Below are 22,112 nucleotides of genomic sequence, written 5' to 3' on the forward strand. Positions count from 1 at the left end.
TTGATACAATCTTAGAGATTAATGCATTCAGTATCATTGAACAACTTAATTATATGTTCATGACAAGTAAAAAATAATATTTGGTGTTCCTTAGAAATTTCACGTAAGGTTTTTACCACGTGCCTAAGCCTTACTTCATCAAAGTTAACAAAACTGTCATCAATTATAAATGGGAAATGGTCGTTACGATGTGTTGCTTCCGCTAATGCAAAACGAATAGCGACATATAATGCCTCCGAGGTTGCCTGGCTTAATTCCCGAGGGCTAAACCTTACACCATCATTTCTTTCAACGATAAAGCCCTCATCGTCCTTTGGTGTTAATATCCTCACATATCTATCCTCTGATAAAATTCTCAAAAAGTGTTCTGCTGATTTAATTAAATTAGGCAATCTAACATCCCGGTATTGTTCAATTGTCTGGTTTAAAAGATCCTTAGCAACAGCTAAAACTGCCCAATCCTTGGCTTGCTCATTAAAGTTAGATTTTTTTAATTGGAATTCGTGAAAAATTTCAGAATACACTCCACCCTCTTCAAGCTCTTCCTTTCGAATATTAACTTCCGACAATTGATCAAATAAATGTGTCTGCTCTGTTTTATTCTTTACGATCTTTTGGTCTAGCTCGAAAATCATTGCTTCAAAATCAAGTTGTTCATTGAATTGCTTCATCCCAAATGGATAAGATTCTAACTGATTGTTAATTAACCCTAAACGCTCTTGCAGCAGAACTACTTCAGCTTCAATTTTTGCCTTTTTTCTAAATTCCTCTTCGTTTTTCACGTTTGCGATTTCATATAATTCGTCAATCTTTGTTTTTAAATAATCCACTTCTAACTGAAGAAGAGATAACTGTTCATTAATTTCAGTTAATTTAGTTGTAACTGTTGTTAAATGGGAACTATGTAATGATTCCATCTTCCATTTTCCACTTAGTTTCTCTACTAATTCTAATGTATCACGATTATCTATCCGAATATTACATATCTCAGCTAGTTTCCTAACTCTTTGTTCATACTCTTCCTTCTGCATATTTGTACTGCTGATTTGGTTGAGAAATTCCATTTTGATTCTTATCTTTTCTTTAAGCTGTTCTATATAGTGAAATACATCCATAAGCTGTTCATTACTTTCAGATACCTGATATTCTTTACATATCTGACCCATTTTCCTTTTTGTTTCATAAAAATTCTTTTCCCATGATTCAAACTGTGTAACAACGCGATTATATGCTTTTTCCAATTGGAGTTTCCTAGCCTTTTCTAATTCAAATAGTTGTCTATACTGTTGATCCTTGGCGATTAATATTTGTGCCTCCTCATAAGCAGACTGAGAAATACTGACTAGTTCAATCTCCTGTGAATTCAACTTTGCTTGTAACTCCTTTTTTTCCTCTTTTAGCTCTATAACTGCAATGTTCGTTCCTGATTTATGTTGGACAATATAGATTAGAACAAAAAAGATAATAAAACCGAGAGGTATAAGCGCTGAGATCCATTCAGTGTTGAGAAAATAATAAACGGATAAAATGACCAAAAGCATATCGATTAAAATAAATATGTTTAATAGTTTTTTGTTACTTTTTTTATTGCTCTCTTCAAATCTTTTAATTTTACCCTCTATACTTTCAATAGACTTGCTTAAGTTCAACCTAGTATTTTGATCACTGCTAGCATTTTTAAATACTTGAATCTGATGTTCTAGTTGATTTCTCTGCTCCTTATCAAGCAATTCCTTTTGATATATAGTAAGTTTATGATCACATTCCTCCAATTCCTCTTTGGCTTGATTAAAACTCGTGTCTAGAGTTAGCTTTTGCTGACTAAGCACTTCAAGATTACCTGACACTCGTTTGACTGCTTCTTTTTGGGATATACTAGTATCCATTTTCATGATATCCTGATCACTTGCATTCGTGTGAATTGAGTATTTCTTATCAAGTATTTCTTCTGTTATTTGTTTGTGTTTGTTCTCTAGATCAGCGATCTGATGATGTAGTTTTTGATACTCTTTTCTAGCATCATATAATTCGTTAATTTCCTCTTCATATTGAAGAATCAGTTCATCGACTATTATTTCTTTTTTTTGCTTCTCTATTTCTTCTTTTTTATTCAATGAGCTCTTTAATTGAGTTTTATATGGGTAAAGCTGTGATAGAAAGTTTTCTAATCGTTTTAGTCCATCTGTTGGAAATGGCTTTGATGGAGGAAGCTCTGTTAGTTGCTTTGATATTGCAGATCTTTCAATGATAAGTGGTTTGATCGAATTTAGCTGCTCACACTGTCTCATCTCTTGTTCAAGACTTTTTATATTTTGCTCGATTGCACCTAATTGTTTTTCGATTAATTCTTTTTGATTGATTAATGAATGATATGTTTGATTTTTCTCTTGAAGCTTTTGTACCTTTTGGTGATTTTCTTTCAAATGGGTTAATTCGGTATTTAATAATGGTTTTCGTCCACTAGGTTTAAAAAGTGCTTCAAGCTCTTTGTCTAATTCCCGATTAATCGTTAAGAGGGCGTCTGTTCCAACCGCTCCTGATGAAAACAGAAACCTTCCCAAATCATCTGGTCCAATTCGATGTATACCTTGTAAGCCATGAACATTAAATGAATAGATATTTTGAAAAAATTGTTTATCCATACCTCTTAAGAGTCTCTCTAAAAATTCTTCGTTCTTTACAGAACCATCAGGCATAATGATCACAACATCTCCAACAGCCTTCCCAGGCAGTCTTTCAACAGTGAGTGTTCCATACTCTTCGGTTAGAATTGTTAACCGTCCACCATATCTGTCACTCTGTTTTGGGATATATCTTTGCTCGGGCTGCTGCTTTGTCGGAAAGCCAAATAAGATATGAGTAATGAAAGACATTAATGTTGATTTTCCGGCTTCATTTTGTCCATAAAACACCTGTATCTCCTGTGAAAGATTCCCCAGCTCTAAGGATTGAAATTTGCCAAATCCGTAAACTTCTATTCCTACAATTTTCATCGTTTTTCACCCTTTGACTGATTTATCGCGATTGCATTTAATAAAAGTTGTTCTGCTTCAGCTATAATTTCATTCTGCTCATCCAAAGTTAATGGTTCAAGGTATCTTCGCGCATTAGGATGGTGATATAAGCTTTTTGTAGCCTTATTAAAGTTTTCATAGGTTTCTACTAATGATGATAGGTCTTTTATAAATGCAACCTCTTTATCGAGATCCTCACGGCTCTTAGATTTATAATGTTTGAAGGATACTGTAGTAATATAAACAAAATGTTCTTGTTCGTCTTCACCCTCCATCATTGCTTGTAGAAGGTCATCCAAAGTTTCTTTATTTTGGAGTATAGGATGGAGAGGACCATGACCAATTAATTTAATTGATAAAAACACACCGATAGCATTTTTACGAACTTCATTACATGCTAAAGAGATTTTATCCATTAGTTCAGCTAATTCATGTAATTCCTCAATATTGATTGTCAACTCATCCCAGCTAATTTCAGCAGTATGATGAAATGTGATTTTGGCTCCTGCATCTGTTAGCTGAACAATATATCCACCCTTTTCATCGCTTTCTTTTCGGTGCCTACCCTGTATGTTTCCGGGGTATACAACCATCGGCGAGGTAGATAGAACCTGCCGCTTATGAATATGACCTAATGCCCAGTAATCAAAGCCCTTACTTCTTAATTCTTCTAATCTAAATGGAGCATAGTGGTTATGATTTTCATCTCCTTCGATACTCCCATGCAGAATACCAATATGAAAATCACCATCTATCGTTCTACTATATTGATTTGTCATATTCTCATGTACCGCTCTTTTAGGGTAACTAAACCCATATAAATTAACTTTACAATTCTCACTCTTCATATAAGACAACATTTCTACACCATTACTTGAAAAAACATGGACATTACTTGGCCACTTTATATCATACCAGTCTCCACCAAGATGATCATGATTACCATGGATAAGGTAAACTTCAATTCCACTTGACTCCAGACGTTGCATTTCTTTTCTAAAACGTGATTGCGCTCTAATACTTCTATTTTCCTGATCAAATATATCACCAGCAATGACAACAAAATCTACCCTTTCTCGAATCGCAAGCGAAACAAGTCTTGAAAAGGAAAGAAACGTGCTCTCTCTTACCCTTTTGTATATCTTTTCAGGTAGTGTTTTCAACCCGATAAATGGACTATCCAAATGTAAATCTGCTATATGTAAAAAAGTGACTGACTTCATATACCTTCCCCCACCATCTTTAAGCTTCTTAATATTATATCTATTATTTTATCACTACTAAAAAACGAATGCACGTTCTGTATTTTTAATAAAATAACACATGAGTCTTGGTCTTAGACTTAAACATTCTTAAAGTTAAACAAAAAAGCTTACCGAAAATTTCTGGTAAGCTTTTCTCTTTATTTAGATTTAGATAGTTGAATGGCCTTCATAATATCTTTAAAGGATGAGCTTTTTCCATACATTAGTACTCCGCCACGATACACATTTGCTCCAAAGATGGCTAGTAAAGTAATTGTTAAGACCAATAATCCGATCCCTATTCCAATCTCCCAAACGGGAATATTGAGCATTCCGACACGCAAGAACATAATCATAGGTGTAAAAAATGGAATAAATGATGTGATTGTTATAAACGTTGAATCTGGCTTACTAAGTCCGAACATAGCGATAATAAATGCCCCTACAATTAATAAAGTCATGGGTGTAATCATTTGTTGTACATCTTCAATTCTGCTTACTAAAGAACCTAAAAAGGCAGCAAGGGTAGCAAATAAAAAATAACCTAGCATAAAGAAAATGATTGCATAAATGAAGGTAGATATAGGAAGACTGTCGAAACCAAAGACATCAGATATCCCTCCACCTCCAAGTGCATTCATATTTTGTTTTAGAGAAGAATAACCAACGAGAAGGATGACAGCAAACTGTGTTAAGCTTAATAACCCAATCCCCAAAATTTTTCCAAACATCTGCTTAACAGGTGAGACACTAGATATTAAAATTTCCATTACTCTAGAAGATTTCTCGGTGGCAACTTCCATTGCAATCATACTAGCATACATAATTACAGCCATATAGATCACAAAAAGAAGTACATATACCAACCCTCTTGCTTGATTGAGTTCCTCTTCCGTTTTAGCATTGTCCTCAAGCGCTACCCGTTCAAATACGACTGGGGAAAATAGTGTTTCTAATTGTTTAGATGTGATGCCCAACTGCTCTGTAGCAATAGATACCTTTAAAGTCTGAAGAGCTTGCTGCAGCTGTGAATAAACCTCAGAATCAGTGACAGTCATTGCTTTAAATGTAGCCTCTGGCAGCCCTTCTTGATCATAACTTAATTGAAGAAAACCAGTATACTCCCCATTAATTACTTTCTCCTCAGCAACCTGTTCACTTAAGTCGACTCTCTTTAAAACGAGTTCATCATTCACTAAATCTACTTGTTGTTTGTAAAGATCTAATAACTCTCCTGTATCATCGATAACGACTATGGTTTCTTTTTGGTCATTTTGACTAACGGTGTTTATTATCGTTTCTATATTGGTTAATCCAAAAACGATGAAAGCAGTAATAAGCGTTGTTATAATAAATGATTTACTGCGAAGTTTCGTAAAATATGTATGCCACAAGATAATCCAAAACTTATTCATAGGATGCCCCTACCTTTTCAATAAAAATATCATTTAAAGAAGGTTCTTCTAATATAAATTTCCTTACAAAACCTTTGTCTGTGATAGCTCTAAAGATATCCTGTGCAACTTCTTCATTTTCAACCTGAAGAATCACTCCCTCTCCAGTTGGCTTTATTTTCCGGACTCCTTTAATCTCTTTCAAATAAGTCAAATCAAAATCTGCATGAACTAACACATTTTTTTTGCCAAAACTACGCTTGATTTCTCTTAAAGATCCATGGACAATTGGCTTTCCATGATGCATGATACATAAATGATCACATAACTCTTCAACATGCTCCATTCGATGACTTGAAAAGACAATTGAAGTCCCCTCATTCTTCAATTGAAGCACCGCTTCCTTTAATAACTCCACATTTACAGGGTCAAGACCACTAAACGGTTCATCTAAAATGAGAAGCTTTGGCTGGTGGATGACGGAAGCAATGAACTGAATCTTCTGCTGATTTCCCTTTGACAGCTCTTCTACCTTTTTATTAGCATATTCAGGAACATTAAAACGCTCAAGCCAGTAATGCGCCTGATCCTTGATCGATTGTTTATCCATTCCTCTTAATCTAGCTAGATAGATTAGTTGGTCGATAACCTTTAATTTAGGATAAAGTCCACGTTCTTCTGGTAAATAACCGACGATATTACTTGTCTGATAATTGATTTTCTCTCCATTCCATGTGATATCCCCCATAGTAGGCATTAACAAACCTAAAATCATCCGGAATGTTGTTGTTTTTCCTGCACCATTAGCCCCTAGAAATCCAAACATTTCCTTCTCTGGTATTTCAATTGATAACTGATCTACTGCTTTAAAATTTCCGAACTTTTTAGTTACATTTTTTATTCGTAAAGTCATGATAATACCTCCATTCAATCCTCTATTACCTACGTAACAAAAAAACAAAGGATTCAGTAATTTATATTATAATCCAAAAAATATTCTCTAAACGACTATTTCAAGGCAATAACTCATAGGATTTATCATACTTAATCCAAGGAGGGGAACCTAATTTGCAATATTATGTACTAACAGCCTTTAATCAAAACGGAAAGACTTTACTAGATGAAAAGTTTGAAGCAAAAGATGATCAAGAAGCAAAATATATTGGACAATTACGTTTACAAGAAAAGCAATTAGACCAACAAACACACCGTTGTAATTCTTCCAGTGGTAAGCTTCTTTTGTTTCATAGGTAGAGATTTGAATAAATCCACTCTTTTATATCTTTTTAAATCAAATAGATTACCTTGTGTAATCAACTGAAAATAAGCAGTCCACTTTATCTAATGGACTGCTTAAAGGTTATTGAACGGATTCCGTTTTAGGATCCCTAAGTCTGTTATATTCTACATTGAAAATTTAAACTTTGTTTTTGTGTTATATTCCTGTCCAGGCTCCAACACACATGAAGAAAAATGAGGTTGGTGAATTGAATCTGGTGGACCTTGTGTTTCTAAACAAAGTCCATAGTTTCTGCTTGAAGATCCATTAGGCGTATCATAGCTTCCTTCAAGCATGTTCCCTGTATACAACACTACACTTGGCTCATCTGTCTCAATCGTTAATTTTCTTCCACTTTCTTCATCTTCGAGAATAATCTCTTCAGCATGATTACTCGCTAATAAAAACGGGTGATCATACCCATTACCTACTAAAATATTTTGTTCATACGTAGATTCAATGCCATCGCGAATTTTTCGACCACTTCTAAAATCAAATGGTGTACCTTCTACATCGATTAACTCTCCAGTTGGAATAAGCTCTTGATTCAGTTCAATAAATTGATTACTTTTCATTGTTAATTGGTGATCAGCTATGTTACGTTTACCATTCCCGCTTAAGTTAAAATACGTATGATTTGTTAAATTAACAAGTGTTGTTTTATCTGTTTTTCCATGATATGAAATCAGTAGTTCATTCTCATTATTCAAGGTGTAAACAACCTTTAAAGTTAGATTCCCAGGATAGCCTTCTTCTCCATCGGGACTTGTGTAATAAAATTCCACACCCACTTCATCTTCACTTTCAAATACAGCGGAATCCCACAGCACGTGACTATATCCGATTGACCCACCATGTAAGTGGTTACTTCCGTCATTTTTAACCAATTCATAAGAAGTTCCCTCTAATTCAAATTGTGCATTAGAAATACGACCAGCAACACGTCCACAAACAGCTCCAAAAAAAGGTGGATTCACTTTATATTCTTCAAACGTATCATATCCAAGGACCACGTTCTCAAGATTACCGTGTCGATCTTTTGTTTTAATACTAGTAATGACACAGCCAAAGTTGATACAAGAAAGTTCCATACCGTTGTTATTTTTTAATGTGTATTGAAATACTGTTGCTCCATCTAATTGACCAAATAGTTGTTGAGTAATTTCCATGATTACCAGCCTTTCCATTCTATAAAAGTTACTTAATTAAGAAACACCTTGCTCTGGATTCCAAAATCCAAGTCATTTACGAATATGTAGAATTTGACCTATGTGATAAGCATTATGAAGAGTTAAATTTGCGGGTAACACGCCGATAATTGCTGAATGAGTAAGCGTTTACGATTCTCCATCTAAACTCTCCTTCTTTATTTAAGGCTATATTTCGTGAATGTTGTTGCTCCTATTTATTTTATAACAACAATCTATCAAAAAAGAGCCTCGTTTAAAAGGTAACTTCACTTCTTCATTTTATCGGTATTTGCTCATAAAAGAAATACTTCCTACTAAAAAAAACAAAAGCAACTTAGTTAGTCACTTTTGTTTCTGAAGAAAATAACTGCTCTAAAATCTTAATCTTCTCATTTGTGTAATGAACAAAATTATCATTATATGCTTTCGGTTCCTTGGGATTAGAAAACTGTGTAATCTTTCCACTTACAGGATCAACAAACTTACTAGCTGCCCCACAACCTAAGCCGATAATTGACTGCTGCTCTTCCATAATCATGATATTATAAATGCTTTCTTGCCCAGGTAACGCATATCCAACATTCTCAAGATTACCTAAAATATTTTTCTGACGATATAAATAATATGGGACATAACCATGAGTTTTCGTCCAAGTTTCTGCATTTTCCATCATCTGCGTAATCTCTTCACGGTCAGCAACTTTGTATTTCTGTTTATTTCTAGTCATTTCTGAAGCACGTTTAAAAGAAAGAGTATGAACGGTTAACGATTCTGGCATAAGCTTCTCAGTTTCATTTAATGTGTACTCAAATTCACTTAGACCTTCACCAGGCAAACCAATGATTAGGTCCATATTAATATTATTCATGCCCATGTTACGCGCTAAATGGAATTTCTCGATTGTTTCTTCTACTGTATGGTGACGACCAATTGCTTTTAACGTTTCCTGAATATAAGATTGTGGATTTATACTGATTCTATCAATTTTCCACTTATTAAGAACATCAAGCTTGTCAGGTGTAATTGTATCTGGCCTTCCAGCTTCGACTGTAATTTCGCGGATATTTTCTACATTTGGGAAGGACTGAACCATTTCCTCATAAAGCATATCCATTTCTTGTGCTGTAATACTTGTTGGAGTTCCACCACCATAGTATACCGTTGTAATATTTATTTCGTTATCCTTTAGCCATGTACCAATCTCGCGCATTTCATAGTGGAGGCCTCCTAGAAATGAATCAACAGAGCCTTGTTTTCCATTTATCGCATAAGCAGGAAATGTACAATACGCACATTTTGTTGGACAAAACGGAATTCCTATATAAATACTGACTTCATTTTTCAAGTCATACAGATCCGGGATCATTGTGAGTTGACGGTCAACAATTTGCTGCATTAATTCCACTTTTTCCCGACTTATAAGGTATTGTTCCTGTAATTGCTGATGCGCGGAGACTTTATCTACTCCACTTTGATGAAGCTTATGCAATAGCTTCGTTGGACGTATTCCCGTTAAAAAGCCCCAAGGCTGAATCATCCCTGTCAGTTTCTGCAGGACCGATACATAAGCATGTGAAACTGCTCGCTTTTCTTGTGTAAATAGTTCTTTCTCATTTGCATACGGGAGAATTTCTTTAACTATTTCTTCTTCTATTATTTCTTCTATTTCTACTGTTTGCTGATGTTTCAATCTAGCATGAACTTGTATTTCGTTCTCATTCGTCTGATAGGTGATCTCTACTACTATGTCATGAGGTTTTTCCTCATTTAACGTAGTATCACTTTCTTCGGAAAATAAATTTGTTATTGCACTTAGAGGTCTTACAAAGCGTTCATCACTTAGACCCTTTATCAAGACATTCACATTATCACCTTTTCATTTAAAAATCGCTCTTTATAGTTTACTTAATTTGAATGGTCATATCAACAGTCAGAAATATACAATGAGAGGATACGGGGACGTTTAGGGAGTTTGGACAATAGGGAATTAAACGAATAACCCTTCAAGTACTTTTAGGTCAATTTCAATTCACGCCCCATTCTAACACTATAGTTAAATTTCGCAGAAAAAAAACGTCAGTTTCCTGACGCTTACAGTTCATTCACTCTTGACTATATTACTTCTCTATTTTTATTTTACGCAGAAATTCTACTCTCTGTTGTTTTCTAAAATGCTCTTTTACCATGTATGATACACCATTTTGGTTGTTAGAACGAGTTACCCAATCAGCAGCTTTTTTTAATTCGTTTGGTGCATTCCACATCGCAACCCCTAAGCCAGCATGTTCAATCATTTCTATATCATCCATGCTATCCCCAATGGCTACTGTTTTATCTATAGGAATCCCAATGTGGTTGCAAAGAGTCTTTAATCCCGTTAATTTTGAAACACCTTTTGGGACAATCGCAAGGCTGCGCTCATCTACTTCAACTAGATTGACATAATGGAAATTTTCTTTTAACACACGAACGGCTTCTGCTCGTTCTGTCCCGCTTGAGAAGAATACTTCGATTTTTTGTGGAGCTAATGGATTATCTCTCAAATAATCTCCTAATGATGTAACAAATTGCATTGGATAAAATAATGGATCTCCTGCACCAAAAACAGCCTTTGAGATTAAGTTTCTAGGCATTCTCATTCGATTACCGATTGAAAAACGTTCGTGTAATAATCGAATACTACATTTATAGTTTTCGAGAACCTGAACTAAATTAAAAGCTCTCTCTTCTGCCAAGCGACTCTGGTAAATCGGATGATCTAGTGAAGAACTGATAAATGCCCCGTTATGAGTAATAAGAAGTGATTCTAGTTTTAGAGCTTTTGCTACTTTTTTAGCAGAAAGAAAATTTCGGTTTGTGACCAGTGTCACATAAATACCCTTGTCTTTCACATAATCAATCGCTTCTTTCGTCCCACTTTGGATCCGGCCATTAGGACGTAATAATGTTCCGTCGATATTAATTGCAAGTAATTGATAATTCATCAGAGAAGTCCCCCTATCTTTGGTGTAGCTTGCCTTTAACTATGGATATGAGGAGATATAACTCATTAGAACATGAGACGTTTTTTTGATCATGAAAATTTAGTGATTTTTAGCTAGAGTATCCTGGGATATACGGCGGGGTTTACCGTGAATACGGCGGGTTCGAACCAGAATACGGCCAGATTTGGAAAAAATACGGCCGGCGACAGATTCTTCGGGAAAACACGACCTCCTATGCGGCGGGTTTTATCGTGAATACGGCGGGTTCGAACCAGAATACGGCCAGATTTAGAAAAAATACGGCCGGCGACAGATTCTTCTTCGGGAAAACACGACCTTCTATGCGGCGGGTTTTATCGTGAATACGGCGGGTTCGAACCAGAATACGGCCAGATTCGAACAAAATACGGCCGGAGACAGATACTGTAGGAAACAGGACACTCGATCATCCAACTCCCCAGGAAAACCACAAGTAAAAATTCGAATCCACACAAAAAAGGGCCCTGAAGTAACAATCGCATTAATGCAATATTACTCCAGGACACCTTCTATCTTCTTTACTATTTAGTTTTGTTCCATACTTCCATAAAGCTCTTCTAGAGGCTTCATGATGATTTTGTTTAACTCACCGATTAACATGCTCATTCTTTGTTCAGTTTCCATTAATTTAGAAATAGATGCATGTTGTTGTACTAATGCAACCATTTGCTGTGCCTTTTCAACTTCTTCTTGAGAAATCTCTTGTCCAGACATTTGTTTTTGTTGAAGCTCTAATTGAACATTACGAAAGTTTTCGAACATTGTCTTTGCTGATGGGTCTCCGTTCACCTCGTTATACATTTGTAATAACGTTTTAAACTCATCGCTTTCTCGAATTGCTTTTTCTAGGTCATATGCAACATCATATAAATTTGCCATTATATTTCCTCCTTGAATTTTATTACCACGACTCCGCAGATACTTCCCCACTATAACAAACTATTCATAAAAAATCAGCTATAGACACTTTTTATGATATAAAGCCTAGAATTAAATCACATTAAAACCACGATAATTCCTTGAATGACCCCAATTAAGCCACCAAGAAACGCACCTAAAAAAGTAATCATTTTAAACTCTCTTCGTGAAATTGAAAGGACCATTTCTTCCAATCGTTCAACCGCAAACGATTCAACTTGATTTTTCACGATACTTTCAACATGTAAAACACTCATAATTTGATTCACGCGGTCTGCCACTCCATGTAATCCCAAATCAACTAGAGTCGGAACAAAGCTCGTGATCGAGTTCTTATAAGGCCCAACCAAAGAATGTAATGGAACACTGGTATACTCTTTAATTGGTACCAGTTTAATAACCTGTGTTTTAATCGTTGATAAAATAAGTCGTCTACCAATTTTCTCTTCAACTTGTCCACCAGTCCAGTCTTGCACCTTTTCCCATTCTGTTGTCATTAGCTGTTTTAATAGTTGTTGAGTCCCAGGACTATTAAGAAATTTGGTCACTTCAGGCTGAATTTTTTCAACCAGGCTTTCTTGTCCTAAAAACATTTGAATCATGTTACCAAGCATTTTTCTTGTAGCAAAGAAATCATTAATCATTTGACCTAGCTTTCGCTTTCCTTCATCACTATTAAAATACTCAGACCCTTTATCACTTATATATGTAGCAAGAATTGAAATATTAGCAGTGATTTTGTACTGAATCTCTTCCGGTAAAACATCTCGAAGCTTTTGGTCACTAACTTGATTCACCCACGCGATATATTTTTCTTCAACAAACTGTACAATCTTTTCCTCTGCTTTTTCTTCTAGTTGATTAATCCCCAAACTCGCAGCGATTTCATTTAAGTTTCGCTCATCTGATAGAAATCTCTCACACTCTTCCTTCCCCCACTTTTCAAGTGCATCTTTAAATGTAGGGTCTAAAAGTTTATTTTTTATGCTTTCCGGTGTTAGGAGATGTTCCACCACCATCTTACCTAGTTGGTTTGCTAGTTCATCTCTTCTTTTTGGAATCAACCCTGGGGTAAACGGGACTCTTTTGCCACCAATATATATGGCCTTATAGGGTCGAAACAGCATTTTGATTGCGAGTGAATTTGTAAAACCACCTATTAATGCTCCGATTAAAATCATAAATCCAATAATTAGTAAAGCTTCCATTCTAATCAACCTTCCAAATCTTTAAATATATTCTCACAGTTTTCTAAATCCCCTCATACGATACGATATCAGCACTAGCCTAATTTACAATTATAAAGATTGTTTACCAAGTCAGCAAATGAGGTTATCCATGATGTCCGAAAAAATTTATATTGAAATTAAAGCTATTCCAGATGAACTGCTTCCAACTCCACATATAATCGAAGTAGGCCTATCAATCGCCAATACTTTTAATATAAAAAGTGGTCAAAAGATTTCCCTTCAATGTGGGAGGAATAGTCAGCAGGTAGAAGCAGTATGTATAAAAGAAAGCGAACCAACTTTATATTGTTCACATTCAGTGCTAACTGAACTAATGCTACCACATGAAGATATACCTTTTACACTAACAGCACTTGAAAAAAATATACTATCTCTTGGTCCAGTCGTTTCAGTGATCACGGAAATTGCCGAAAAAAACAATAGTATATCTTTAGGATCAATTGAAGATTTTTGTGTGGAGCTAGCAAGGTATTGTAATCAGTTAGGGATTCTGTTTTATGTAACTGGGTTAAAGTTATTTCGCGAAAACATTGGGTTTATTTATATAAATAACACTTGGAAAAAATCAAGAGTACCTACGCCTAATGTTGTGCATAATCGTATTCATTCTCGTAAAAGGGAACATTCCGATACGTTCAAAGAGTTCACTGATTCATTGTCCACACTACAAATTCCTTATTTTAATGATCATTTTCTCAATAAATGGGAAGTACATGAAATTTTAGAAAAAGAAGACCATATTCACCCCTATCTTCCTGACACAAAACTGTTATTAAACAAACAAGTGTTAGACGAGATGATTTCTAACTATCCCACCGTCTTCTTAAAACCTATACATGGTAGCCAGGGAAAAAGGATTTTCAAAATCACTCGAAATGATGATGGCTTCTTTGAACTTGACTATACTACCTTTGCAGGTGAGATTGAACAAGAGTATGATTCTCTTCAGTCTTTATTCCTTTCTTTAAGATCAAGATTAAATAAACAGGGATATATCATTCAACAAGGAATTTCTTTATACACGTACCAACAAAGACCTCTTGATTTTCGGTTTTTATGTCAAAAAACAAAAGATGAAGAGTGGAAAATCACATCTACCGTTGCACGAGTATCATCAAAAGGAGATTTTGTTTCAAATCTCTCAAGAGGTGGGGAGTTAAAGAAGGTGGATGAAGTATTAAGTGGATCATTCAGTCCAAAAGAATGTAAACAAATCATAAAAATGATGAGAGAGTTAACAATTGAGATAGCTTCCTTAGTCGATGCTTCCATTACAGGTGTGTTTGGAGAATTAGGGATTGACTTAGCACTAGACCAACAAGGAAAGCCATGGCTCATTGAAATCAATACAAAACCTTCTAAAAATCAAGACCCTAAGTCACTTTCTTCTAAAGTCCGACCTAGTGCCAAGGCAATTATTATGTATTGTATGTATTTAGCGAAGGGGCCATTTTGATTATGTGAGTCTGAAGATTGTCAAAAGTCAAAAGATATTTACAGTGTGTATGTTTAAAAATAGCAGATTTTAAATGTTTAGAATCAATTAACTTCATGAGGAGTGATTATCATTGGTCTCACTAGGTATTATTACGATTCATCCTGGCCAGGAAAATGCTTATTTTTCTGAAGTCGCTAAAAGAGCCCAACAATATAACATTCAGGTGGTTCGGTTTACTCCTACGAGTATTGAACCCGCAACAGAAATCATACTTGGTCAAAAATACGATATTGAAAAAGAAGACTGGATAGATTCATCATTTCCACTTCCTGAATACCTATATGATCGTTGTTTTTACAGTAATGATGAAGCTTCCAAACGCGCTAAACCAATTATGCAATGGCTAAAATTAAATCCTAAAACCACCTTTTTAGGATATGGTCTGCCAAACAAGTGGGAGATTTATCAAGCCTTAAAGCAAGATAATGATATTTCATTTTACTTACCATCAACACATAAAGTTACCACGAGTGAATCTGTATTACGCCAACTAGGTAAACAAAAACACATTTTACTGAAACCAGAGACTGGTTCGATGGGTCGTGGAATTCTAGGAATTTCATTAACAAAAGAAGGAATCAACGTAAAAACACACAAAAAAAAGCATTTAATCGTGAAGACTTTTAACATGAAGAAAACATTTATTGAATTTATTGATGAGCTGTTACAAAATCACTCATTCATTTGTCAGCCATTTCTTCAAATACAAGATGATGATAACTCACCTTTTGATATTCGAATCCTCCTTCAAAAAACAACCAATGGGACTTGGGCAGAGGTAGGCCGAGGGGTTCGGAAAGGAAATAAAGATTATATCATTTCTAATATAAGCGGCGGAGGAGAGGTCATAAACTTTCATAAGTGGAGTAAATCCCTATCACCAAGAGAAATTTATCTTTTAAACGAAAATATCCAGACCATTCTTACCAAACTTCCGACTTTACTAGAATCATCCTTCAAGCCAATGTTTGAAATTGGGATAGATTTAGGGTTAGCCAAAGATGGAACAGTATGGATTCTCGATACGAATTCCAAGCCTGGACGGAAGGTTGTGTTAGCCACAGAACCTAACAAAGCAGAGGCGCTTTATAGTTCCCCACTTCGCTACTGCAAATATTTAGCTGATCAGTCCGTCAACGTGAAGAGGAGATGAACACTTTGAAAAAAATGCCATTTAAAATCATTAGCGATGAAGACGGGATGGTTTATGTTCCGGTTTCATTAAATCATCTAAAAGAAATAAATCAACTATCATTTGGTACTGCTTCATGTACTTGTAAAATAAAAGTCATAAAGCATGATCAACAAACAATCTCGATTTCAGAAGATTTAATTAAAAAACTTAATATTCCATATACAGGTTATACACACCTTATCCAACATGAAAATACACTTCACCTAGGTCCATTAGTTGGAATATTCACCGCAGGATTTACCGACTCCCTTTTAAGACCAATCGGTGAGCGATCATTATTTTTTTCTAAACTACTTTCAACTGAAAGTACTGTAGGTGCTTTTCCGTTTGTATTTGGTGCCCATCAAATTGACTGGGAAAACGGAACCATTGAGGGTCTTTTCTACTTAAAAAATGGCTGGAAGAAGATCACAGTTCCATTTCCAAACGTGATTTATGATCGTTTGCCTAATCGGAAGGCCGAAAACCATCAAGCATTAAAAAAAGTCAAAGAAAAGCTAAGTAAGGAATACTTAATACCATGGTTTAATCCTGGTTTTTTCAATAAATGGGAAATCCATCAATTACTATCTGATGTGAATGAGGTGTCCGGTTTCTTACCTGAAACACATAAAAACCCAAGCTTTAGTCTGATTGAGATTATGCTATCAAAATATCAGCATGTGTATCTTAAGCCTGCGAATGGAAGCCTTGGTCTTGGTGTATTTCAAATTATTTATTCCAGAGAAGAAGAAGTGTATTACTGTAGATTTAAAGATGAATCAGAAAAAAATCGATTACAAAAATATTCTTCATTGGAAGCAATGATTAATCACTTATTCAAAAATAGAAAGCTTAAACATTATATTGTTCAACAAGGAATTACCTTAATCAGAAACAACCATCGAACCATTGATTTTCGTGTACACACAAATAAAGATCAAAATGGGAAATGGCAAATTAGCGTAATTGCTGGAAAAATCGCTGGAAGAGGAAGTGTAACAACTCATATTAACAGCGGAGGAGTCGTTAAAACACTTGAAGAGCTCTTTACAGACCCTAACGAGAAGAAACAAATAAAGCATAAGTTAGAAGAAGCCGTGTTAAGTTTGAGTCATGCAATTGATCAGAAAGTGGAAGGATCAATTGGCGAAATTGGATTCGATTTAGGGATTGATAAAAGCGGGAAGCTGTGGCTTTTTGAGGCTAATTCAAAGCCTGGCCGTTCAATTTTTTCACATCCAAGATTGCGGGAACAAGATTTATTAACTCGAAGATTATTTTTACACTATGCTGCATATTTAACAGAAACGATGATAAAGAAGCCAGAGGAGCTTCACCAATGATTTGCTTATACTATGATCCTAGCACTAAAAAATGGGCTCATAATGAAATCGATCAAGACTTAAGGTGGGGAAAATTTCAAATTCAAATCCCCTACTCAGGGAGCATCTCAAACAATATGCTCCCCTTTTTCCTATCTTCAGGACCTCATGGTAAATTCATACCAATTATTGGAATACTTGCGGCAGACTCAAAAAATAAATCAGCTTTTTTTGGTAATGCGCCCAAATTTATCCGCCTACAAGAAGCATTAAAAGAAAAAGGGGCATTGTCTATAGTAATCACCCCTTCATCCCTCAATGATCAAGAGGTGAATGGCTTTTATTATCTAAAACCAATTAATAAGTGGATCCGTATAACTATCCCCTTTCCAAATGTTATCTATAACCGCATACCTTTTCGAAAAATGGAGAAAGAACCAGCATTCCACTCCTTTTCTGAAATAATAAAAGAAAAGAAAGTCTTATTCTTTAACCCCTTCTTTTTCTCCAAATGGGAAGTTTATACTTCACTTTTAAAACACTCAAAATTAAGCAGTCATCTTCCTGTAACCAAACCATACAGTGCACAAGCACTGCAAGATTTTTTAAAGGACTATGATTCTGTCTATATTAAAGCCAACAAGGGGCATAAAGGAGAAGGCATATATAGAGTATCAAAAAAATCGACCCAGATTTTATTAAGTACTATTAGATTTGAGCAGCGGTTTGAATCTCTTACTTATTTACAAAGATATCTTAACGACACCTTAAAGAATAACGATTATATTATTCAGGAATCCATTCAATCCGACACCTTTGAATCAAAACGTTATGATCTAAGAATTCTCGCCCATAAGGGCCAAAATAGCCATTACAAAATTAGCGGCATCGGTATCAGACTTTCAGGATCTCAAGATGTTACAACACATATCCCTAATGGCGGAAGCATGATTGACAAGGTCCATCTTGAAGATAAGATTAATATGGATGTGGTCGAAGAAATTATAAATGCAATAGGGCAACAGCTTAGTACTGATTTTAAAGGGCTAATTGGTGAATTTTCTGTAGATCTCGGCAAATCAGTTGATGGAAATTATTATATTTACGAGGTAAATTCTAAACCAATGGTGTTTGATGAGCCTGAGATCAAAAAAAGAGGACTCGATAATCTAGCCAATCTTCTTTTGCAACTTACTCAAGTTAAAGAATAACAAGTCAAAGTTAATAAAGAATATGAACCCACTCCTTTTCAAACAATAACACTAAAAGGAGGAGTGTATATGAGTAAGGAATCAAAAAAGGTAGATAAAGATTTATTATATGAAGGAAAAGATGAAATGTATTTAGATGTTGATCGTTTTATTAATGAAGGAATGTCAGGTGGGTCAGTTCATCGCTTTCATGGTCCGACAAATATTGAAGAAGCTAGGGACTTCCCTGAGGAAGATCCACCTAATGAGGGTTAATTCATGTTTCGTTATGCTCATGGTTATTAAATTTAATAACCATGGGCTTTTTCTTTTGCTAAAATCACTCCTTTTTTTGTTATAATATTATTTAAAATAAGGCTAACCTGTAATGACAAGATTGTTAAAAGTTTTTATACACCTGAAAATAACTTTGGTTGTGGAGTTCCATGTGCTGCGGATCCACGTGGTCCGTGAGCCTCCTCGTCGCCAGGGGCTCCTGTGGGGTCTCACGAGACCACGGGACCCCGCAGGAGTCAAGTGGTTCTCCGCTCATTCCACACTAAGTTAGAAACCTTTTCATTCTCCATGGTGCAAATTTTAATTAGCATGGATATTCTTTAAAAATCTCTTTGAATTTGGAAGAACACATAAAACAATTTCAATAAGAAATAACATCCTTAGCAAGAACAGGATGAATATTTGAGGAGTAATTTATAAATGATTAATAAGCTGAAAAAATTTTATAAAGACTCGATGGTAATTGGGATGTCAGATGTAGTCGTTGAGGAATATTACTGGTTTTCTTCTGACGATGGTACGACATTTGGTATTGAAAAAAACCAAGTGACAAATAAAGAACAAGAATTATTAACCTCCCTCTTTCATGAGGTAAGCTTCCAGGAAAATGAGATGAGTGAGGAACAATCTGCATGGTATAACTTTCTTTTTCTTAATCAAGAGACATTACCTATTTCTCAAAAAAAATCTAACAATTGTCGCTTTATTCATTTTCATACAGATAAACCAATAACCGACCAACGTGATTTTCGTGAAGCCATTAATGCTATTTTTCCTTACGATGTGATTATTTTGTGGGAAAATGATTATAACGGGGTATTAATCGATACCCATACAGAACATTTAGATGATTATTTAGTTAGCTTTGAAGAAATAACAGATACAATTACTAGCGATTTTTACGTGAGGATTCGATTTTTTCTAGGTCAAACATATTCATTTGATCTTAGTGTAATGAATGATTTTCATTGGGAGAAAGAATGCTTTAAAAAGGCTCTTTCCTATTTGTCTAAGCAAACGATATTTAGACTTCATGAGGTCATTCCTTATTTAATCATTGAACAATCAAGTTCACCCTTGAAACAGAAAGTCTCAACGACTGTATTACGAGATTTACAAGAAGATAAAGAGTTACTAGAGACCATTAAAGTATTTTTAGAAAGTAATCTAAATGTATCCCTAGCTGCAAAAAAACTCTATATGCACCGAAATAGTTTGCAATACCGAATCGATAAATTCATTGAAAAAACAGGAATTGATATAAAGCACTTCCAAGGGGCTGTTACTACCTATTTAGCAATAATGATTCATGATCAATTTTCAGATTCGTAGACATGCACGAAAGCACTTTCATTTTTTTGTGCAACGTTTACATATACTTGGCTACCCACTTTGGGCTACACTATGTTTAGAAAGTAAACGATTTCATAGGAGGCACTAACATGGCTGAACTTAAACTACAAAACATTTATAAAATTTATGACAAAGAAGTTACTGCTGTAACAGATTTTAACCTTCATATTAAAGATAAAGAATTTATCGTATTCGTAGGTCCATCTGGTTGTGGTAAATCTACAACTTTACGTATGATCGCTGGACTAGAAGAAATCTCTAAAGGTGATTTCTATATCGATGATAAGCGCGTAAACGATGTAGCTCCAAAAGATCGTGACATCGCGATGGTATTCCAAAACTATGCATTATATCCACATATGAATGTATATGATAACATGGCATTTGGTTTAAAATTACGTAAATTCCCTAAAGCTGAAATTGAAGAGCGTGTAAAAAATGCTGCTAATATTCTTGGTCTTACAGAATATTTAGATCGTAAGCCTAAAGCTTTATCTGGTGGTCAACGTCAGCGTGTGGCTCTTGGTCGTGCAATTGTTCGTGATGCAAAGGTATTCTTAATGGATGAGCCTTTATCGAACCTTGATGCTAAGCTTCGTGTAGCGATGCGTGCTGAAATTTCTAAACTACACCAACGCTTACAAACAACTACAATCTATGTAACGCATGACCAAACAGAAGCAATGACAATGGCTACTCGCCTTGTTGTTATGAAAGATGGTGTTATCCAACAAGTTGGTGCACCTAAAGAAGTATATGACAACCCAGAAAACGTGTTCGTAGCTGGATTTATCGGTTCACCTGCAATGAACTTCTTTACTGGGAAACTTACAGATAACCAATTTTCGATTGGTAATGTAAAAGTGACAGTTCCTGAAGGGAAAATGAAAACTCTTCGTGACCGTGGCTTTGCAAATAAAGAGGTTGTTCTTGGAATTCGTCCAGAAGATATCCATGATGAGCCAGTATTTATCGAAGCTTCACCTGGTACTACAGTTAAGGCGAAAATTGAAGTAGCTGAATTAATGGGTGCTGAGACTATGCTTTACTCTGAAGTAGAAGGTCAAGAGTTTGTTGCACGTGTTGATTCTCGTACAGATATTAAACCTGGTCAAGAATTAGCATTAGCATTTGATATGAACAAAGTTCACTTCTTTGATGCTGAAACTGAACAAAGAATTCGTTAATAAGCCCCCCTTATTAATATATAATATACAAAAAGCCTCTGAAAATTTTCAGGGGCTTTTTATTTTATATTATAACAACCTCCTCCTTTTGCAAAAAATAAATCATCAACCTTTACTCGGAAAATTTTTAATATGTAAGAACTCTAACCACAAACCTTTCTTCCTTCTAAAATGTTTAATGAATCGCGTGAAAGGTTATTGAAGTAATAGAGCAACAGTAAATACATTTTTTTATGGGAGGAATTATTTATGAAAACATTAGTTAGGGAATATACTGATGAGAAAAACTTAGTTGAAGATGTTAAAGAGCTGAAAGAACTTGGAGTGGCTCAGAATAATATCTATGTTTTAGCTCACCAAGATGATCGAACTGAATATGTAGCTGAAGAAGCAAATATCAACCGAATAGGTATTGAAGAACTAGGATTAGCAGAATCTCTTCATACTCTTTTTGAACATAAAGGAGACGAATTAAGAACTAAAATTGAGGAAATGGGATTGACTAGGCAAGATGCTGAAATTTACGAAGAGAAATTAGATGAGGGCAAGCTTCTTCTATTTGTAACAGATTCAAATAAATTAAATGGTATGTTTGAATAAGAAGTCAGTAGAGTTTTCTAACAAAGGATTCATTTAAAGAAAGATAAAAAAAGAAGAGAAATTATGAATCTAAAGAAAGAATTCCTTAATAAGCCTACCTTAATATATCTTGGAAAACCTCTTAATAATTATGCAAAGGTTTTTCTAGAAAGTAAATATAGCGTAAGAAGTAAAAA

18 protein-coding genes are annotated in these 22,112 nt (G+C 35.0%); 9 read left to right on the forward strand and 9 right to left on the reverse strand.

Translation table 11 applies throughout. The annotated features are described in order from the left end of the window. Positions 1-11: 11 nt before the first annotated feature. The 4 genes from BK579_RS21170 to BK579_RS21185 all read right to left on the reverse strand — a co-directional run bounded on the left by BK579_RS21170 (position 12) and on the right by BK579_RS21185 (position 6,565). Positions 12-2,993 (reverse strand): ATP-binding protein, encoded by a 2,982-nt coding sequence (locus tag BK579_RS21170; protein WP_078548965.1) that lies wholly within the window; start codon positions 2,991-2,993, stop codon positions 12-14. After that, a complete protein-coding gene (locus tag BK579_RS21175; RefSeq protein ID WP_078548968.1) occupies positions 2,990-4,237 on the reverse strand; it encodes a metallophosphoesterase family protein in 1,248 nt (415 codons plus the stop codon). Before BK579_RS21175 ends, BK579_RS21170 begins: the two co-directional genes overlap by 4 nt. 179 nt (positions 4,238-4,416) lie before the next feature. Continuing rightward, the gene (locus BK579_RS21180; RefSeq protein ID WP_078548971.1) at positions 4,417-5,673 is read right to left on the reverse strand and encodes an ABC transporter permease; all 1,257 of its coding nucleotides are present in this window, start codon (positions 5,671-5,673) and stop codon (positions 4,417-4,419) included. Then, entirely contained in the window at positions 5,666-6,565 is a 900-nt protein-coding gene (locus tag BK579_RS21185; RefSeq protein ID WP_078548974.1) for an ABC transporter ATP-binding protein, read from the reverse strand. The genes BK579_RS21180 and BK579_RS21185 overlap by 8 nt, the downstream gene beginning before the upstream one ends. Positions 6,566-6,720: 155 nt before the next feature. Between BK579_RS21185 and BK579_RS21190 the strand changes: the two genes are divergently transcribed. Beyond that, positions 6,721-6,906, forward strand: a complete 186-nt coding sequence (locus BK579_RS21190; protein ID WP_078548978.1) for a YhzD family protein — start codon at positions 6,721-6,723, stop codon at positions 6,904-6,906. A 150-nt stretch (positions 6,907-7,056) separates the two neighbouring features. On the opposite strand, the gene BK579_RS21195 is transcribed toward BK579_RS21190, so the two are convergent. From BK579_RS21195 to BK579_RS21215, 5 genes are all read right to left on the reverse strand, one after another. Continuing rightward, positions 7,057-8,100, reverse strand: coding sequence for an aldose epimerase family protein (locus tag BK579_RS21195; RefSeq protein WP_078550749.1), 1,044 nt, complete (start codon positions 8,098-8,100; stop codon positions 7,057-7,059). 355 nt (positions 8,101-8,455) lie between these two features. Further along, a complete protein-coding gene (locus BK579_RS21200; protein WP_078548981.1) occupies positions 8,456-9,985 on the reverse strand; it encodes a coproporphyrinogen III oxidase in 1,530 nt (509 codons plus the stop codon). A gap of 253 nt (positions 9,986-10,238) precedes the next feature. Beyond that, the gene (locus BK579_RS21205) at positions 10,239-11,105 is read right to left on the reverse strand and encodes a Cof-type HAD-IIB family hydrolase (RefSeq protein ID WP_078548984.1); all 867 of its coding nucleotides are present in this window, start codon (positions 11,103-11,105) and stop codon (positions 10,239-10,241) included. Between the two features lie 564 nt (positions 11,106-11,669). Continuing rightward, on the reverse strand, positions 11,670-12,026 hold the full coding sequence (locus BK579_RS21210) for a YlbF/YmcA family competence regulator (RefSeq protein ID WP_139365220.1): 357 nt from the start codon (positions 12,024-12,026) through the stop codon (positions 11,670-11,672). Positions 12,027-12,139: 113 nt separating this feature from the next. Beyond that, positions 12,140-13,270, reverse strand: coding sequence for a DUF445 domain-containing protein (locus tag BK579_RS21215; RefSeq protein ID WP_078548990.1), 1,131 nt, complete (start codon positions 13,268-13,270; stop codon positions 12,140-12,142). 133 nt (positions 13,271-13,403) lie between these two features. On the opposite strand from BK579_RS21215, the gene BK579_RS21220 reads away from it, so the two are divergent. The 8 genes from BK579_RS21220 (at position 13,404) to BK579_RS21255 (ending at position 21,936) form a co-directional block, all read left to right on the forward strand. After that, on the forward strand, positions 13,404-14,768 hold the full coding sequence (locus BK579_RS21220) for a YheC/YheD family endospore coat-associated protein (RefSeq protein ID WP_204524747.1): 1,365 nt from the start codon (positions 13,404-13,406) through the stop codon (positions 14,766-14,768). 112 nt (positions 14,769-14,880) lie between these two features. After that, complete coding sequence (locus tag BK579_RS21225; protein ID WP_078548996.1) at positions 14,881-15,963, forward strand: YheC/YheD family endospore coat-associated protein; 1,083 nt, start codon at positions 14,881-14,883, stop codon at positions 15,961-15,963. A gap of 14 nt (positions 15,964-15,977) precedes the next feature. Beyond that, the gene (locus BK579_RS21230) at positions 15,978-17,330 is read left to right on the forward strand and encodes a YheC/YheD family endospore coat-associated protein (protein WP_235848597.1); all 1,353 of its coding nucleotides are present in this window, start codon (positions 15,978-15,980) and stop codon (positions 17,328-17,330) included. Next, complete coding sequence (locus BK579_RS21235) at positions 17,327-18,520, forward strand: YheC/YheD family endospore coat-associated protein (RefSeq protein WP_078549001.1); 1,194 nt, start codon at positions 17,327-17,329, stop codon at positions 18,518-18,520. Before BK579_RS21230 ends, BK579_RS21235 begins: the two co-directional genes overlap by 4 nt. Positions 18,521-18,589: 69 nt before the next feature. After that, on the forward strand, positions 18,590-18,775 hold the full coding sequence (locus BK579_RS21240; RefSeq protein ID WP_078549004.1) for a hypothetical protein: 186 nt from the start codon (positions 18,590-18,592) through the stop codon (positions 18,773-18,775). 441 nt (positions 18,776-19,216) lie between these two features. Further along, positions 19,217-20,128, forward strand: coding sequence for a PucR family transcriptional regulator (locus BK579_RS21245; RefSeq protein WP_078549007.1), 912 nt, complete (start codon positions 19,217-19,219; stop codon positions 20,126-20,128). Positions 20,129-20,238: 110 nt separating this feature from the next. Further along, positions 20,239-21,336 carry an ABC transporter ATP-binding protein gene (locus BK579_RS21250; RefSeq protein WP_078549010.1) on the forward strand — a complete coding sequence of 366 codons (1,098 nt, stop codon included), beginning with the start codon at positions 20,239-20,241 and terminating at the stop codon, positions 21,334-21,336. 249 nt (positions 21,337-21,585) lie between these two features. Then, a complete protein-coding gene (locus BK579_RS21255) occupies positions 21,586-21,936 on the forward strand; it encodes a YflT domain-containing protein (RefSeq protein WP_078549012.1) in 351 nt (116 codons plus the stop codon). Positions 21,937-22,112: the final 176 nt, after the last annotated feature.

The sequence above is a fragment of the Litchfieldia alkalitelluris genome, from assembly GCF_002019645.1.
Classification (GTDB): domain Bacteria; phylum Bacillota; class Bacilli; order Bacillales; family Bacillaceae_L; genus Litchfieldia; species Litchfieldia alkalitelluris.

Coding starts and splice junctions, on each gene's coding strand:
- BK579_RS21170 (WP_078548965.1), bottom strand. CDS start 2,993: ATGAAAATTGTAGGAATAGAAGTTTACGGATTTGGCAAATTTCAATCC.
- BK579_RS21175 (WP_078548968.1), bottom strand. CDS start 4,237: ATGAAGTCAGTCACTTTTTTACATATAGCAGATTTACATTTGGATAGT.
- BK579_RS21180 (WP_078548971.1), bottom strand. CDS start 5,673: ATGAATAAGTTTTGGATTATCTTGTGGCATACATATTTTACGAAACTT.
- BK579_RS21185 (WP_078548974.1), bottom strand. CDS start 6,565: ATGACTTTACGAATAAAAAATGTAACTAAAAAGTTCGGAAATTTTAAA.
- BK579_RS21195 (WP_078550749.1), bottom strand. CDS start 8,100: ATGGAAATTACTCAACAACTATTTGGTCAATTAGATGGAGCAACAGTA.
- BK579_RS21205 (WP_078548984.1), bottom strand. CDS start 11,105: ATGAATTATCAATTACTTGCAATTAATATCGACGGAACATTATTACGT.
- BK579_RS21215 (WP_078548990.1), bottom strand. CDS start 13,270: ATGGAAGCTTTACTAATTATTGGATTTATGATTTTAATCGGAGCATTA.
- BK579_RS21220 (WP_204524747.1), top strand. CDS start 13,404: ATGTCCGAAAAAATTTATATTGAAATTAAAGCTATTCCAGATGAACTG.
- BK579_RS21230 (WP_235848597.1), top strand. CDS start 15,978: ATGCCATTTAAAATCATTAGCGATGAAGACGGGATGGTTTATGTTCCG.
- BK579_RS21235 (WP_078549001.1), top strand. CDS start 17,327: ATGATTTGCTTATACTATGATCCTAGCACTAAAAAATGGGCTCATAAT.
- BK579_RS21240 (WP_078549004.1), top strand. CDS start 18,590: ATGAGTAAGGAATCAAAAAAGGTAGATAAAGATTTATTATATGAAGGA.
- BK579_RS21245 (WP_078549007.1), top strand. CDS start 19,217: ATGATTAATAAGCTGAAAAAATTTTATAAAGACTCGATGGTAATTGGG.
- BK579_RS21250 (WP_078549010.1), top strand. CDS start 20,239: ATGGCTGAACTTAAACTACAAAACATTTATAAAATTTATGACAAAGAA.
- BK579_RS21255 (WP_078549012.1), top strand. CDS start 21,586: ATGAAAACATTAGTTAGGGAATATACTGATGAGAAAAACTTAGTTGAA.